The sequence below is a fragment of the Streptomyces sp. STR69 genome (genome assembly GCF_024519455.1).
Lineage (GTDB): Bacteria > Actinomycetota > Actinomycetes > Streptomycetales > Streptomycetaceae > Streptomyces.
The window spans coordinates 327,072-343,410 of the sequence record NZ_JALJRY010000002.1; the positions used below are offsets into that span (position 1 = coordinate 327,072).

General features: G+C 70.4%; 12 protein-coding genes. 5 read left to right on the plus strand and 7 right to left on the minus strand.

What is annotated here, in order from left to right; translation table 11 throughout:
- Positions 1-14: 14 nt before the first annotated feature.
- The gene (locus OC490_RS05190; protein ID WP_262056583.1) at positions 15-2,075 is read right to left on the minus strand and encodes a fibronectin type III domain-containing protein; all 2,061 of its coding nucleotides are present in this window, start codon (positions 2,073-2,075) and stop codon (positions 15-17) included.
- Between the two features lie 369 nt (positions 2,076-2,444).
- Between OC490_RS05190 and OC490_RS05195 the strand changes: the two genes are divergently transcribed.
- The 5 genes from OC490_RS05195 (at position 2,445) to OC490_RS05215 (ending at position 8,471) form a co-directional block, all read left to right on the plus strand.
- Positions 2,445-3,599 carry an ROK family transcriptional regulator gene (locus tag OC490_RS05195; protein ID WP_262056584.1) on the plus strand — a complete coding sequence of 385 codons (1,155 nt, stop codon included), beginning with the start codon at positions 2,445-2,447 and terminating at the stop codon, positions 3,597-3,599.
- Between the two features lie 80 nt (positions 3,600-3,679).
- Positions 3,680-5,482, plus strand: a complete 1,803-nt coding sequence (locus OC490_RS05200) for a gamma-glutamyltransferase family protein (RefSeq protein ID WP_262056585.1) — start codon at positions 3,680-3,682, stop codon at positions 5,480-5,482.
- A gap of 109 nt (positions 5,483-5,591) precedes the next feature.
- Positions 5,592-6,434, plus strand: a complete 843-nt coding sequence (locus OC490_RS05205; RefSeq protein WP_262056586.1) for an inositol monophosphatase family protein — start codon at positions 5,592-5,594, stop codon at positions 6,432-6,434.
- 112 nt (positions 6,435-6,546) lie between these two features.
- Positions 6,547-7,956 carry a phytoene desaturase family protein gene (locus OC490_RS05210; RefSeq protein ID WP_262056587.1) on the plus strand — a complete coding sequence of 470 codons (1,410 nt, stop codon included), beginning with the start codon at positions 6,547-6,549 and terminating at the stop codon, positions 7,954-7,956.
- A complete protein-coding gene (locus OC490_RS05215; protein ID WP_262056588.1) occupies positions 7,953-8,471 on the plus strand; it encodes an O-acetyl-ADP-ribose deacetylase in 519 nt (172 codons plus the stop codon). The genes OC490_RS05210 and OC490_RS05215 overlap by 4 nt, the downstream gene beginning before the upstream one ends.
- Before the next feature lie 94 nt (positions 8,472-8,565).
- Here the strand turns inward: OC490_RS05215 and OC490_RS05220 are convergent, their stop codons facing one another.
- Genes OC490_RS05220 through OC490_RS05245 form a run of 6 tightly spaced genes read right to left on the minus strand, consistent with a single transcriptional unit; the run spans position 8,566 to position 16,339 of the window.
- On the minus strand, positions 8,566-8,943 hold the full coding sequence (locus OC490_RS05220; RefSeq protein ID WP_262056589.1) for a cupin domain-containing protein: 378 nt from the start codon (positions 8,941-8,943) through the stop codon (positions 8,566-8,568).
- A complete protein-coding gene (narI, locus tag OC490_RS05225) occupies positions 8,943-9,686 on the minus strand; it encodes a respiratory nitrate reductase subunit gamma (RefSeq protein ID WP_262056590.1) in 744 nt (247 codons plus the stop codon). Before narI ends, OC490_RS05220 begins: the two co-directional genes overlap by 1 nt.
- Positions 9,683-10,327, minus strand: coding sequence for a nitrate reductase molybdenum cofactor assembly chaperone (narJ, locus tag OC490_RS05230; RefSeq protein ID WP_262056591.1), 645 nt, complete (start codon positions 10,325-10,327; stop codon positions 9,683-9,685). Before narJ ends, narI begins: the two co-directional genes overlap by 4 nt.
- Positions 10,324-12,033 carry a nitrate reductase subunit beta gene (narH, locus tag OC490_RS05235; RefSeq protein WP_262056592.1) on the minus strand — a complete coding sequence of 570 codons (1,710 nt, stop codon included), beginning with the start codon at positions 12,031-12,033 and terminating at the stop codon, positions 10,324-10,326. Before narH ends, narJ begins: the two co-directional genes overlap by 4 nt.
- Entirely contained in the window at positions 12,033-15,779 is a 3,747-nt protein-coding gene (locus tag OC490_RS05240) for a nitrate reductase subunit alpha (RefSeq protein ID WP_410098557.1), read from the minus strand. The genes narH and OC490_RS05240 overlap by 1 nt, the downstream gene beginning before the upstream one ends.
- Positions 15,776-16,339 (minus strand): hemerythrin domain-containing protein, encoded by a 564-nt coding sequence (locus tag OC490_RS05245; protein ID WP_262056593.1) that lies wholly within the window; start codon positions 16,337-16,339, stop codon positions 15,776-15,778. The genes OC490_RS05240 and OC490_RS05245 overlap by 4 nt, the downstream gene beginning before the upstream one ends.

Consider the following 16,339-nt stretch of genomic DNA (forward strand, 5'->3'; position numbering starts at 1 on the left):
CGGACGGACGACGCTCAGAGGACGATCCGGTCCACGTCGGAGGCGTAGTCCGTGGCGTTGCCGAAGGTGATCGTGTTGTCGCCCGCCTTCAGCTGGACGGGCACGGTGATCGAGCTCGGTCGGCCCCAGACGTTGTCGTTGCTGCCCGGCAGGAACTGCTGGAAGGAGGTGTCACCGGTGGTGATGATCATCGTGCGGCCGGTGTCGCCGTCGGTGTAGTCGAGCTTCATCAGGTAGGTGCCGTCCCGGGGCGCGGTGACGTGGTTGACCGCCACGGTTCCGGTGCCGCCGAGGTTGCCGACCTTCTTGCCGCCCGAGCACGCGGAGCAGTCGCCCACGGAGGCGTTGCCGCCGAGGGTGTTCCCGGAGGCCTCGGCCTCGTAGGACACCGGTCCGCCGGTCGCCGGGGTGGTGACGTCAACTGGCTTGCTGGGGGCGGACTTTCGGGCCTTGGCGTCGTGGGCGACCACGGTGAGGGAGTAGGCGGTACCGGCCTTCAGACCGCTCACGGTGGCGGAGGTGCCGGTGACGGTGGCCTTCTTGGTGCCGCCCGCGTACACGTCGTAACCGGTGGTCTTCGTACCGGAGTTCACCGCGCTCCAGGCGAGCGAGACGCTGTCGGCCGTCGACGCGGTGCCGTGCACGTTGAGCGGCACACCCGGGTGGCTGCCGGTGCTGGGAGGCGTGATGCGCAGCAGCCGCGAGCCGTGCGGGGCCAGGTTGTCGGTGAACCTGCCGCTGGCCGAGCCGAGGTTCTTGTGGCTCCACAGGTCGCGGATCTTGGCCTTGCCGGTGATGCCGAGGTCGCTGAAGTCGGCGGTCACGTCCGAGTAGCCCTTGCCCAGGTTGAACAGGGCCACGGTGTAACTGCCGTCGGCGTTGCGGGTGTACCAGGTCTGCTGCGGGGTCTTCTGACTGACCGGCCTGGCGGGGGTGCCCGCCTGGTCGACCGCGATGACCTCGTCGTTGGTGAGCAGCTTCAGGCCGTACTTGTCGAGCTTGGTGAGGTCGTCACCGATGTAGAGCGGCGCGGCCTCGATGGCCCACAGCGTCATGTAGCTCTGCCGCTCGGTCTGGTTGACCCCGTCCATGACGTCCGAACCCACGTCGAGCGAGTCGAGGTTGTTCCAGTGGCCCGGCCCGGCGTCGTCGATCCACGGCACGACGTCGTTCCAGCGTGCCTTCACGGAGTTGTTCCACGTCACCAGGGTGTCGCAGTAGCACTCGACGTCCGTGTCGATGCGCCAGCCGTTGGAGTTGGCCTTCCAGACGTCGGCCTGGTTGTGGCTGAGCGACCAGGACAGGGTGAACTCGATGGGCCGCCCGGTGTTCTTCAGGGCGGTGTGCCAGGCCTGGATGTCGGGGACGTTGTTGTGCGCCTCGTCGCCCTGGTTGGAACCGGGGCCCACGCCGTCGATCTTGAGGAAGTCGACGCCGAATGAGGCCAGTTGGTCGGCCTCGGACTGGATGTACTTGGTGGTGCAGGGGCTGGAGAAGTCCAGCTGGTAGGAGACGTCGTCCCAGCCGCTGGTCTTGCGCAGGTCCGGGTAGACGATGTCCTTGGTGGTGCAGCCCGGGGCGTTGTAGATGGGCGTCTTGCCGTCGTTGTACGCCTGCTGGTAGAGGCCGACGGCCAGATAGAGGCCGAACTTCAGTCCCTTGCGGTGGAGTTGGTCCGCGAGGTACTTCATCCCGTGCGGGAACTTCGTCAGGTTCGGGGTCGGCCGGGCGTAGGCGTCGCCTTTGGCGTCGTTCCAACCGGCGTCCACGTTCACGTAGTTGTAGCCGTGCGACTTCAACTTCGAGGACAGCACGTCCGCCTGCTGCAGGACATGCGCCTCGGTGAGCCAGTCCCCGCCGTAGCCGGGGAAGTTGGTGGATTCGACGCTCCAGGTGCTGTAGCCCATGTAGGGCTTGGCGGCCACGAGAGGCGTGGTCGTGGCACCGGTTGCCTGGGCCCCCGAGGCGTCCGCGGTGGTCGCGGCCCGTGCGGAGGCGGGCACGACGAGCGCCGCCGTCAGCGCGGTGAGGCAGGTGAGAGTTCTCAGACGTGTGGGTCGAGCTGGACGAGGCATGTGTGTACTCCGTCAGGGCGCGGCTGCAGGCGGGGTTCCCGCCTGAGGTGTCGAGGTGCGGGGAGCCTCTCGGTGGTGGTCGTCCCGGGACATCACCGAGAGGGTTCGCTGGGACCAACGGGCGAGTGGGTGGGGGCCACACACTCCTCACCGGTGCAGGACCGTCCCGTCCGCCCCGACGAGGAGTGCGGCGAATCTAGGCTTAGTTTCCTTCCAGCGTCAACATAGTCGACGCCCAGAAAACTCCGACCTTTGTGGGGCCTGGTGGGGGGTTTCAGCCACCTGCTGTCGAATGACCTGCGGTTTCAGGCCCAGAGGGCCGATGTATATCCCTTGTCTTACTTTCCAAAGGAAAGGTAACGTCGCCCCATGAGCCTCGCCGACCAGCCACCCGCGGCCGCACTCGTCCTGCAGACCCTGCTCCAGCACGGTCCGCTGAGTCGCGCCGAGATCGGCCGGCGGACCGGACTGACCCCGGGAGCCGTCACCAAAGTGGCCACCTCGCTGATGGCCGACGGCTGGATCACCGAGGGCGGCAGGACCGCCACCGAGCGGACCAACGGCCGCCCGGCGACCCCGGTCGAAGTACGGCCCGAACGCGCCCTGTTCGCCGGTGTGAAGGTCACCGGCGAGGAACTCATCGGCGTACTCGCCGATCTGACGGCCCGTCCGCTGGCCTCCCGGCGCGTCCGGCTCGACTCACGGGACGTGGGCACCGTGGTGCTGGCCATCGCCCGGCTCGTCGACGAACTGCGCACGGCGGCGAACCCGGCGGGCGCCGCCGACCTCCACGGCATCGGGGTGACCATCTCCGGTGACGTGGACAGCCAGTTGGGCACGGTCCAGTACTCGCCCTTCCTCAACTGGCGCCGGGTACCGCTCGCCCAGCTCGTCGAGACGGCCACCGGGACACCCACGGTCATCGAGAACGACGTACGCGCGCTGACCGTGGCCGAGCAGTGGTTCGGCGCCGGTGTCGGGCTGTCGATCTTCGCCCTGGTCACCGTCGGCGCCGGCATCGGCGCCGGGCTCTGTGTCGCCGGCCGGGTGGTCTCCGGAGCACACGGCGTGGCGGGCGAGGTGGGGCACCTGCCCGTGAGCGGCACCGACCGCATCTGCACCTGCGGCAACACCGGGTGCGTGGAGGCGGTCGCCTCCACCCACGCGATCGTCGAGCAGGCCCGACAGGCCACCGGCGACGCCGAGTTGACCATGGACGGCGCGATCCGCCTCGCGCACACCGGCGACCCCGCCGTCCGCGCCGTCTTCGCCCGCGCCGGACACGCCGTGGGCCTCGGCCTGGCCTGCGTCGCCAACCTCATCGGACCGGAGCGGATCATCATCTCCGGCGAGGGCGTCGCCTCCTACGACCTGTTCGCCGACCACATCCGGCAGGCCTTCGTGGACCACGCGTTCGGTGCCGCGGTGGACTGCGATCTCGTGGTCCGCCCCCTGCCGTTCGAGGAGTGGGCACGCGGCGGGGCGGTGGTCGCGGCGCAACGTGTGTTCGCTCCCGCGAAGTAGGGCGGCGGAGTGTTCACGGACCCGGTCGATAGTCTGCTGATCGATCAGGACGACCACGCGCATAACCACCGAGGTGAGACATGTCCTTCACCACCCGCCCCACCCTCCAGGGCACCTTCGGCATGGTGTCCTCCACCCACTGGCTGGCCTCGCAGTCCGCGATGGCCGTCCTGGAGGACGGCGGCAACGCCTACGACGCCGCCGTCGCCGGAGCCTTCGTCCTGCACGTCGTCGAGCCGCATCTCAACGGCCCGGCCGGCGAGGTGCCCGTCCTGCTCGCCCCGGCGGGCGGCGAGGTGCGGGTGCTGTGCGGACAGGGCGTCGCACCCGCCGGGGCCACGATCGACCACTACAGGGGACTCGGTCTGGATCTCGTGCCCGGAACGGGCCCCCTCGCCGCGGCCGTCCCCGGCGCCTTCGACGCCTGGATGCTGCTGCTCCGCGACCACGGCACGAAGTCCCTCGCCGACGTCCTGAAGTACGCCGTCGGGTACGCCGAGGCCGGGCACGCGTGCGTGGAGAACGTCGGCGCGACCGTCGAGACGGTACGGGCGCTGTTCGAGACGCAGTGGACCTCGTCGGCGGACGTCTACCTGCCCGGTGGGAAGGCGCCCCGCCCCGGCGAGTTGTTCCGCAATCCCGCCCTCGCCGCCACCTGGAAGCGACTGCTCGCCGAGGTCACCGGAGCGGGTGACCGGGAGGCCGAGATCGAGGCGGCGCGGGCGGTGTGGCGGTCCGGGTTCATCGCCGAGGCGCTCGTCCGGCAGTCGGGGCGGCCCACCATGGACACCAGCGGCGAGCGCCACACCGGTACCCTGACGGCCGCCGACCTGGCCTCCTGGTCCGCGTCCTACGAGGCCCCGGCGACGTACGACTGGAACGGCTGGACCCTCTGCAAGGCCGGCCCCTGGAGCCAGGGCCCGGCCTTTCTCCAGCAACTCGCCCTGCTCCCGCCCGAGTTGCCGGCCTACGGGTCCGCCGACTACGTCCACCTCCTGATCGAGGGCTGCAAGCTCGCGATGGCCGACCGGGAGGCCTGGTACGGGGACGCGGGCGAAGACGCCGTACCGCTGGGGGAGTTGCTGTCGGCGGAGTACAACGCGGCGCGACGGGAGCTGATCGGCGAGAAGGCCTCGCACGAACTGCGGCCCGGCAGTCCCGGAGGGCGCGTTCCACGGCTGAGCGGGCACGCGCGCGTGGTGGCACCCGCGGAGTCCGGCTTCGACCCGATGGGGGCGGGGGAACCGACCGTCGCGCGGATCACGGCCGACGGCGGCACCCGGGGCGACACCTGCCACCTCGACGTCGTCGACCGCTGGGGCAACATGATCGCGGCCACGCCCAGCGGCGGCTGGCTGCAGTCCAACCCGGTGGTGCCCGAGCTGGGCTTCCCGCTCGGCACCCGGCTGCAGATGGCCTGGCTCGAACCGGGCCTGCCCAACTCCCTTGCGCCGGGCCGCCGTCCGCGTACCACGCTCACCCCGTCGATCGCCCTGCGCGACGGAGTGCCGGTGCTGGCCTTCGGCACCCCCGGCGGGGACCAGCAGGACCAGTGGCAGCTGCACTTCTTCCTGGCGGTCGCCACGCGCGCGAAGGCACGCGGCGGTCTCGACCTCCAGGGCGCGATCGACGCCCCGAACTGGCACAACGACAGCTTCCCCGGCTCCTTCTACCCGCGCGGGATGCGACCGGGCAGCGTGACCGTCGAGTCGCGTATGGACGAGAAGGTGGTGGAGGAGCTGCGTCGGCGCGGCCATGACGTGACCGTCGGGGACGCCTGGTCGGAGGGACGGCTGTGCGCGGTCGCCCGGGACCCGGTGGCCGGGATCCTCTCGGCGGCGGCGAATCCACGGGGCATGCAGGGGTATGCCGTCGGACGGTGACGCGGAGGGTGAATCGGACGGTGATCGTGAATCCGGGTGTTCATGGTGATTCCACCCGGAGTGCACCGGGCGGGTGGGGATTGTCAGTGGCCCGTGCTCTCATGGAGACATGATCGAAGACACCGAAACCATCGACGAGTTTCTCGTACAGCACACGGCCGACGTCGAGGACGCGATCCGCAAGGCGGCGGCGGCCGAGATCATGCCCCGCTTCCGGCAGCTCGCCGCGCACGAGATAGACCAGAAGAGCGGCCCGCACGACCTGGTCACGGACGCCGACCGCAACGCCGAGCGGCACCTCACACAGGTGCTCGGCGCCCTCCTGCCCGGCTCCGTCGTGGTCGGCGAGGAAGCGGTGCACGCCGACCCGGAGACGTACGAGGCGCTTCAGGGCGACGCCCCGGTCTGGATCGTCGACCCGGTCGACGGCACCCGCCAGTTCGTGCGCGGCGAGACCGGCTTCTGCACGCTGGTCGCGCTCGCCCGGCACGGCGAACTGCTCGCGTCCTGGACCTACGCCCCCGCCCGCGACCAACTGGCCACGGCGGTGAAGGGCGGCGGCGCATTCCTCGACGGCGTCCGGCTGCGCTCCGGCGCCCCGGACCCCACCCGGGACCTGGAAGTGGCCACCTCCCACCCGGACTACACGACGGACGCCCAGAAGCGCGCCCTGCTCGGCCTCTGGGCGGACGGGGTGCGCACGCGCCCGTGCGGCTCGGCCGGCCTTGAGTATCTCGCCATCGCCCGGGGCGAGTTGGACGCCACGGCCTTCTCCTGGGAGGCCGCCTGGGACCATGCGGCGGGCCTGCTCCTCGTCGCGGAGGCGGGCGGCGCCCACCTCACCCTCACCGGAGAGCCCTTCCGCATCACGGGCGGCAACGCACTGCCGTTCACGACGGCCCGGGACGCGGCGACGGCCCGACGCGTCATGGAGCTGCTGAGGGCGTCATAGGGTCACGGGTTCCGCACACTGGACGGGCTGGCCCCGGGGATGTCAGTCCTGCGGCATATCCTGACCCCGAGTGGCCATGGGCTGACGAAGAAGGGGTCCGAAGGTGCCGTCGATGCTCGATGCGGTCGTGGTGGGTGCGGGGCCGAACGGACTGACGGCTGCCGTGGAGCTGGCCCGGCGCGGCTTCTCCGTGGCCGTGTTCGAGGCACGGGACACCGTGGGCGGAGGCGCCCGCACCGAGGAGCTCACCCTCCCCGGCTTCCGGCACGACCCCTGCGCGGCGGCGCACCCGCTCGGCATCAACTCGCCCGCGTTCCGCGCCCTGCCCCTGGAGCGCTACGGCCTGGAGTGGCTGCACGCCGAGCTGCCCATGGCGCACCCGTTCACCGACGGCAGCGCGGCCGTGCTGTCCCGGTCGGTCGCGGAGACGGCCGCGTCCTTCGGACCGCGTGACGCGGGGACGTACAGGAGGCTGGTCGAGCCCTTCCTCCCCAAGTGGGACACCCTGGTCCGCGACTTCATGTCCCTGCCGCTCACCTCGCTGCCCCGCGACCCGGTCACCCTCGCCCGCTTCGGCCTGGCCGGACTGCCCCCGTCGACCTGGCTGACCAGCCGCTTCCGCGACGAGCGCGCCAAAACCCTGTTCGCCGGGCTGGTCGGCCACGTCATGGCCCCGCTCAACGGATTCGCCACCGGAGCCATCGGCCTGGTCTTCGCCCTCGCGGCACACGCGCGTGGCTGGCCGGTGGCGCGCGGCGGCTCCCAGTCCATCTCGGACGCCCTGGCCGCCTACCTGAAGGACCTCGGCGGCGAGATCCACACCGACTACGAGGTCAAGCGCCTCGACGACCTCCCCCCGGCCCGCGCGTACGTCTTCGACACCTCGCCCACCGCCCTGGCGAAGATCGCGGGCTTCGGTAATTACTACGAGAGCTACCGCTACGGCCCCGGCGTCTTCAAGATCGACTACGCGCTGGACGGCCCGGTGCCCTGGACCGCCAAGGAGGCGCGGACCGCCGGCACCGTACAGATCGGCGCCGACAGCACGGAGATCGGCAACGCCCTGCGCGCCGCGTCCCGCGAGAACCGCGCCCCCGACCGGCCGTTCATGATCACCGTCCAGCCCAGCATCGTCGACCCCACCCGGGCCCCGGCCGGCAAACACGTCTTCTGGGCCTACGGCCATGTCCCGAGCGGCTGGACCGGCGACCTCACGGACGCCCTGGAACGCCAACTGGAGCGCTTCGCCCCGGGGTTCCGCGACCGAGTCCTCGCCCGCGCGACCGCCGGCCCGCCCGAACTCGCCGCCCGCAACGCCAACTACGTCGGCGGCGACATCGGCACCGGTGCGGTCTCCGGACTCCAGATCCTGCTGCGCCCCAAACTCTCCCTCTCCCCGTACGCCACCCCGCACCCGGCCGTCTTCATCTGCTCCTCGGCGACCCCGCCCGGCCCCGGTGTGCACGGCATGTCGGGACACAACGCGGCGAAGGCCGTCTGGCGCAGACTGAGGCAGGCATGACCACCAGCACCACCATCAAGCTCGTCCGGGGCGACATCACCCGCCAGAGCGCCGACGCGATCGTCAACGCGGCCAACTCCTCGCTCCTGGGCGGCGGAGGCGTGGACGGCGCGATCCACCGCCGGGGCGGCCCCGCGATCCTGGAGGCCTGCCGAAAACTCCGCGCTTCGCACTACGGCAAGGGCCTGCGCACAGGCCAGGCGGTCGCGACGACGGCGGGCGAGCTGGACGCCCAATGGGTGATCCACACCGTGGGCCCCGTCCACTCCCGCGCGGAGGACCGCTCGGGGCAACTCGCCTCCTGCTACCGGGAGTCGCTGCGCGTCGCGGACGAACTCGGCGCGCGTACGGTCGCGTTCCCCGCCGTGTCCGCCGGTATCTACGGCTGGCCGATGGACGACGCGGCGCGGATCGCGGTGGAGACGGTACAGGCGGCGACGACGTCGGTCGACGAGGTCAGGTTCGTCCTCTTCGACGAGCGGGCGTACGAGGCGTTCGCCCGGCACGTCCGCTGACGACGGTCCCCGCCTCCCGTGTCGATCGTGGTTTACGGCTCTTCAGGGCACAGGGAGGGGAGGGGCGGATACACGAGATCCTCTCCGCCGGTGTTCATGCCGGCCGGACGGTGAGAAGCACCGCCGCGTCGGTCTCGGCGGTCAGGCTGTGCCGTTGGTCGGGAATGGCGACGATGTCACCTTGGCCGAGGGGCCATGTGCGGTCGGTGGTGTCGAGTGTCACCTCGCCGGTCAGGCAGGTGAGGGTGGCGGCGTTCGGGGCTTCGTGTTCGGCGAGTTCGGAACCCGACGCGAGCGCGATCAGGGTGACACGAAGTCCCGGAAGTGCGACGACGGTTCGTGCCGCCCTCCCGGAGGTCGCGGACCTGGCGTCGGCGAGCAACCGCTCTCCCATGGCCGGCAGATTGGTGACCTCACCGGCGGACAGATGTGTCTCGGGAGGCCGGGCAGGACCGTTGTGGTCGGTGCTCATCAGGTGCGTTCCCATCCGCGCCGGGGTGCGCGGGAGCCCAACTGCGCATCCCGGCTGCGATAGACGATGTAGGGACGGGTGAGGTAGCCGAGCGGTGCGGTGAGCATGTGCACCAGCCGGGTGAACGGCCAGACGCCGAACAGCAGCAGGGCACTGAGCGCGTGCAGCCGGAACAGCAGTGGCGCACCGGCCATCAGCGTGGGGTCGGGGTGCAGGTAGAAGACCGACCGGAACCAGGGCGAGATGGTGGTGCGGTAGTCGTATCCCCCGCCGATGATGTTGCTGACCACGGTGGCGGACAGCCCCAGTGCCAGCGTCAGGGTGAGCATGACGTACATGAGCTTGTCGTTGCGGGTGGTGGCGCTGAACACCGAGCCGACCGTACGTCGCCGGTAGACGAGGATCGCCAGTCCGGCCAGGGTGGCGACGCCGGCGATGGTCCCGAGCCCGGTGGCCATGAGGTGGTAGGCGTGCTCGCTGACGCCGATGGCTCCGGTCCAGTCCTTCGGGATCACCAGTCCGCCGATGTGGCCCAGCACCACCGCCAGGACCCCGAAGTGGAACAGCGGGCTGCCGATGCGCAGCAGTCGGCTCTCGTACAGCTGGCTGGAACGGGTGGTCCAGCCGAACTTGTCGTAGCGGTAGCGCCAGACATGGCCGACGACGAACAGGGTCAGCGCGATGTACGGCAGGACGACCCACAGCACTATGTCGAGCGGGTCCGCGTCCGCGCCAAGGGTCATGACCGGCCTCCCGCCGGGGCCGGCATGAACTCCGGGGGTGCGAACGGCGCGAGACCGACCTGCTCCTCGGGCGGTCCCTGGGCGGCGAGCTTGGCGACGGCCTCGCGCTCGTCACCGGCCAGTGGGGGCAGGGTCGCCGATACGGAGTCCAGGACGTCGGCCCACGCGGAGCGCGCGTCGCGCAAGGCCAGGCGTAGCAGTTCCAGTCCTGCCCGGTGCTCGGTGAGGAGGCGCCGGCCTGCTTCGGGGTCGCCGGTGGCGGCGAACTCCAGGACGACGCAGAGGTGGTCGGGCAGTTCGTCGTCGGTCAGCCGCAGTCCGGCCGCGGCGTAGGTCTGCTTGAGGCGCAGCAGTGCGGCGCCGCGATTGCGGGTGTCGCCGTGGGCGTAGTAGGTGAGGAACAGGCAGTTGCGTTTGCGGTGGTCGAAGGTGGCGACGTAGTCCGCCGCCAGGTCGGTGGCGGGCGTGCGGTCGAGGTGCCCGAGGAACCGGCGCAGGGGCGCGGCGATCCGGTCGGGCAGGGTCTCGGTGACGGCCCGTACCAGCGGCGCCTGTTCGAGCAGTCGCTCGTCGGGATAGCCGAGGAGGAGGGACTGGACCTGCCAGGCGGCGGTGTTGCGGGCGGTGCCTTCGCGGGTCATGGGCGCGGCTCGCTCTCGTCGTCGCCGGAGGAGCGGGGGAACAGGCCCTGGGGGCGGCCGTTGCCGTCCCAGTTGAGGAGGTTGAGCCGGGTGGACTTGTCGCCGGGGGCCGCGGGGGTGTCCACGGCATCGGCTCTCTGGCGGTCGCGCAACAGGTGGAAGTTCTCCACGGCGATCGGGGCCGGAGCACCGGACGCCTCGCCGAAAGGACCGGAGCCTCCCATGCCGGGGCCGTCCTCGGAGTCGAGGCTGCACTCGGTGGCCAACTCCTCCAGACTGTGCGCCTGTTCGGCGTGCGCGGGCGGGATGACGTATCTGTCTTCGTACTTGGCCAGCGCCAGGAGCCGGAACATGTCGTACATCTGCTCCTCGGTCATGCCCACCGCGGCGGGGATGGTCGCGTCGGGTTCGCGGCCGAGGTTGATGTCGCGCATGTAGCTGCGCATGGCGGCCAGCCGCCGCAGTACGGCGTCGACGGGGGCCGGGTCGCCGGCGGTGAACAGTTGGGCGAGGTAGTCCACGGGGATGCGCAGGGCGTCGATCGCGGCGAACAGGTTGCCGCGGTCCTCGGCGTCGTAGCCGGTGTCGCGGACCACGTCCACGACCGGGGACAGCGGTGGGATGTACCAGACCATGGGCAGGGTGCGGTATTCCGGGTGCAGCGGCAGGGCGACCTTGTACGTGTTGATCAGGGCGTGGACCGGGGAGCGCCGGGCGGCCTCGATCCAGTCGCGTGGGATGCCCGACCGTTCCGCGTCGGCGGCCACCTGCGGGTCGTCGGGGTCGAGGAAGACCTTCCGCTGCGCTTCATACAGGTCGGTGTCGTCGGGGGTGGAGGCGGCTTCGAGGACCTGGTCGGGGTCGTAGAGGACCAGGCCGATGTAGCGGAGCCGGCCCACGCAGGTCTCGGCGCAGACGGTGGGCTGGCCCACCTCGATGCGCGGGAAGCAGAAGGTGCACTTCTCGGCCTTGCCGGTGCGGTGGTTGAAGTAGATCTTCTTGTACGGGCAGCCGGACACGCACATCCGCCAGCCCCGGCAGCGGTCCTGGTCGACCAGCACGATGCCGTCCTCGGAGCGCTTGTAGATCGCGCCGGAGGGGCAGGAGGCGACGCAGGACGGGTTGAGGCAGTGCTCGCAGATCCGTGGCAGGTGGAACATGAAGGTCTGCTCGAACTCGAACTTGACCTTCTCGGCGATGCCCGCGAGGAGGACGTCCTTGTCGCCGTGGTCGGCGGAGCCGCCGAGGTTGTCGTCCCAGTTGGCCGACCAGGTGATCTTCATGTCCTTGCCGGTGATCAGGGACTTGGGGCGGGCGACCGGGGTGTGTTCCTGGAGCGGCGCGTTGGTCAGCGTCTCGTAGTCGTACGTCCAGGGCTGGTAGTAGTCGTCGAGCGAGGGCAGCGTGGGGTTGGAGAAGATGTTGATGAGCTTCTTGAACCGGCCGCCGCCCTTCAGCTTCAGATTGCCGCGCCTGTTGAGGTCCCAGCCGCCGCGCCACTTCTCCTGGTCCTCGTAGCGGCGCGGGTAGCCCTGGCCGGGGCGGGTCTCGACGTTGTTGAACCACACGTACTCGACGCCGGGGCGGTTGGTCCATGCCTGTTTGCAGGTGACCGAGCAGGTGTGGCAGCCGATGCACTTGTCGAGGTTCATCACCATCGCCATCTGCGCCATGACCCGGCGGCCGGGCGGTGCGTCCGGTGCCATCAGTACGTCACCTCCTGGTCCGTGCGGCGGCGGATGACGGTGACCTCGTCGCGCTGATTCCCGGTCGGGCCGAGGTAGTTGAAGGCGTACGTCAACTGGGCGTAGCCGCCGATGAGATGGCTGGGCTTGACCAGCAGCCGGGTCAGCGAGTTGTGGACGCCGCCGCGCCGCCCGTTGGTCTCGGTGCGGGGGACGTCGATGAGCCGGTCCTGGGCGTGGTGCATGTAGACGGTGCCTTCCGGCATGCGGTGGGAGACGACCGCGCGGGCGGCGACGACGCCGTTGCGGTTGACCGCCTCGATCCAGTCGTTGTCGTGCACGCCGATCTTCGCCGCGTCCTCCTTGCTCATCCAGACGGTCGGGCCGCCCCGGGAGAGCGAGAGCATGAACAGGTTGTCCTGGTACTCGGAGTGGATGGACCACTTGTTGTGCGGGGTCAAGTAGCGGACGGTGATGCCGAGTTCGCCCTGATCGCCCACCTGGGGCTCGTCGAAGAGGGCGTGCATGTTGAGCGGCGGCCGGTAGACGGGCATCCACTCGCCGAGTTCGGCCATCCAGTCGTGGTCGACGAAGAAGTGCTGACGACCCGTCAGAGTGTGCCAGGGCTTGAGGCGTTCGACGTTGATGGTGAACGGCGAGTAGCGGCGCCCGCCGGACTCGGTCCCCGACCACTCCGGCGACGTGATGACCGGGACGGGGCCCGCCTGGGTGTCGGCGAAGGTGACCCGCTTGCCCTCGGCCTCGGCGGCCAGGTCGGCCAACTCGACGCCGGTACGGGCTTCCAGGGTGCGGAAACCCTGGGTGGCCAGGTGCCCGTTGGTGGTGCCGGACAGGGCCAGGATCGCCTCGCAGACCTGCACGTCCCGGGCGATCGACGGGCGGCCGTCGGCGGGACCGCCGCGCACGGTGCCGTTCTTGTGCCGCAGGTACTCCAACTCCTGCCGCACGTCGAAGGTGACACCCTTGGTGGTGGCGCCCAGGGTGTCGAGCAGCGGGCCGAGGGCGGTCATCCGGTCGGCGATGCCCGGATAGTCGCGCTCCACCGTCACGAGCTTGGGCATGGTCCGGCCGGGGACCGGCTCGCACTCGCCCGCCTTCCAGTCCCGGACACGTCCGTGCGGGGTGGCCATCGCGTCGGGGGTGTCGTGCAGCAGCGGCGCGGCCACCACGTCCTTCACGGTGCCCAGCCGCCCCTCGGCGAGACGGCTGAACGCCGCCGCGATGGTGTTGAAGGCGTCCCAGTCGGTGCGGGTCTGCCACGGCGGCGGGATGGCCGGGTTGAAGGAGTTCACGAACGGGTGCATGTCCGTGGTGTTTAGGTCGTGCTTCTCGTACCAGGTCGCGGCCGGAAGGACGATGTCGGAGTAGACGGTGGTGCTGGTCATCCGGAAGTCCAGGGTGAGCAGCAGGTCGAGCTTGCCCACCGGCGCCTCGTCCCGCCACACCACGTCGCGCGGGCGGGCATCGGGCGGCGCCTCGGTGGCGCGTACGGCGGAGTCGGTACCGAGCAGGTGCTTGAGGAAGTACTCGTTGCCCTTGGCGGAGGAGCCGAGCAGGTTCGCCCGCCAAATGGTCAGCACCCGGGGGAAGTTCTCCGGCGCGTCCGGGTCCTCGCCCGCGAACTTCAGTCCGCCTGACTTCAGTTCGTCCACGACGTACTCCGACACCTCCTGCCCGGCGGCTTCCGCGTCGCCGGCGAGGGTGAGCGGGTTGCGGTCGAACGTCGGGTACGACGGCATCCAGCCCATCCGGGCCGAGGCCGCGATGACATCCGCCGTGCTCTTCCCCGCGAAGGTGCCGCCCGCACCCGCGGCGGCGAGGGTGTCGGCGCTGAAGGGGTCGTAGCGGAACTGGTCGGTGTGCAGGTACCAGTACGCGGTCTGGATCATCTGCCGGGCGGGCCGGTGCCAGTCGGCGGCCGTCGCGATCGCCGAGTAGCCGGTGATCGGGCGGACCTTCTCCTGGCCCACGTAGTGCGCCCAGCCGCCGCCGTTGACGCCCTGGCAGCCGGTCAGGGTCGTCAGGGTGAGGAAGGAGCGGTAGATGGTGTCGGAGTGGAACCAGTGGTTGGTCCCCGCCCCCATGATGATCATTGAACGGCCTTTGGACTCCTCGGCGTTGGCGGCGAACTCGCGCGCGATGCGGGCCGCCGTTTCCCCGGCGACCCCGGTGATGGCCGCCTGCCAGGCCGGGGTGTAGGGCTGATCGGGGTCGTCGTAGCCGGTCGGCCAGATGCCGGGCAGCCCGTCGCGGGCGACGCCGTACTGGGCGAGGAGCAGGTCGAACACCGTGGTCACCAACTGGCCCGCGATCCGGCGTACGGGGACTCCGCGCCGCAGTTGTCCGGCGGTCCCGTCCGGGGTGTCGAACCGGGTCAGCTCCACCGTCACGGCGGCCTCGGCGTCATCGCTGCCGCCGGCCGCTGTCAGCAGTGGGTCGGTGTCGCCGAGGTCGAGGTTCCACTTTCCCGCGCCGGACTCGCCGTAGCGGTGGCCGAGCGAACCGTTCGGGACGACGGGGTCACCGGTGGCGGCGTCGAGGAGGACGGTCCTGAACTCCGCGTTCTCCGCCTCGGCCGCCGTGCCGCCCAGGTCGGCGGCGGTCAGGAACTTCCCGGGTGCGTACGTCAAGTCGGCCCCGGCGCCGCGCTGTTCGAGGGTGACGAGGAAGGGCAGGTCGGTGTACCGCTTCACGTAGTCGGTGAAGTAGCCGACCTGGCGGTCGACGAAGAACTCCTTGAGGATCACGTGCCCCATCGACATCGCCAGCGCCCCGTCGGTGCCCGGTGCGGCAGGCAGCCACTCGTCGGCGAACTTCACGTTGTCCGCGTAGTCCGGGGCGACCGCGATCACCTTCTGCCCCCGGTAGCGGGCCTCCGCCATCCAGTGCGCGTCCGGGGTGCGGGTCACCGGCAGGTTCGAACCCCACATGATCAGATAGCCGGCGTCCCACCAGTCGCCGGACTCCGGTACGTCCGTCTGGTCCCCGAAGACCTGCGGGGAGGCCACAGGCAGATCGGCGTACCAGTCGTAGAACGACAGCATCACCCCGCCGAGCAGCGAGTAGAAGCGCGCCCCTGCGGCATGGGAGACCATCGACATGGCCGGTATCGGCGAGAACCCGGCCAGCCGGTCGGGACCGTACTCCTTGATGGTGTGCACATGGGCGGCGGCGATCATCTCGCTCGCCTCGTCCCAACTCGCCCGTACCAGGCCGCCCTTGCCGCGCGCCGACTTGTAGCGCCGGGACCGCTCCGGGTCGGACACGACGTCCGCCCACGCCAGCACCGGGTCACCGAGCCGGGCCCGGGCCTCCCGGTACATCTCCAGGAGCACTCCACGAACATAGGGGTAGCGGACGCGGGTGGGCGAGTAGGTGTACCAGGAGAACGCGGCGCCGCGCGGGCAGCCGCGCGGCTCGTACTCCGGGCTGTCCGGGCCGACCGTGGGGTAGTCGGTCTGCTGGGACTCCCAGGTGATGATGCCGTCCTTGACGTACACCTTCCACGAACACGAGCCGGTGCAGTTCACCCCGTGGGTGGAGCGCACCACCTTGTCGTGGCTCCAGCGGTCCCGGTAGAAGTCGTCGGCCTTGCGGCCACCGATTTTGTACAGGGTGCGGTGGTCGGGGGAGACCTCGGCTCGGGTGAAGAACCGGCGGGTGCTCACCAGTGCGTCCGCCAACTCTCCGTCCAGACCGGTTGGTTGGCGTGCCTGGGGGTCGGTTCCTGCGGTTCCTCGGCTCACGATGCCGCCTTCCCGGGTGTCAGCGGCCCGTCCTGCTGTGATCCGGCGTGCTGATCGATGTCGACACCGGCTTCTGTGGCGAACTCCGTTGTGGCGAAGTCCGGGCTCATCGTTCCGACGCGGGAGCGGACCGCGTCCATGGCCTCCCAGTCCTCGGTGCTCAGCACGGCCAGGGCGGCGGGGAACACACCGTCCTGTTCCTTGAGGATGTGGTTGCGCAGCAGATCCAGGGTGTCCAGGAGCCGCCGGGGCCAGGCAGGGTCGGCCGGGACGCCCGCGGCGGCCTCGTCGAGGACGGCCTCGACGTGCCGGTGCTCGGCCCGAAGCGCCGCCATGCCGTCGGGGAACTCCTCCGCCAGCGGCGGGGAGAGACCTTGCTCCTCCACCGCCGTGTGCGGCACGAGTACGGCCGCGACGCGCCGCGCGATCCACGCCATCCGGGGTACGTCCGCGTCGCGGTGCGCGGTGCGGATGTCCCCGATGAGATTGACGACCAGGTCGTGTTCGCGGGTCAGTTCGGCGATCTCGGGCAATGCCTGGCAGCCGCAGTACTCACACAT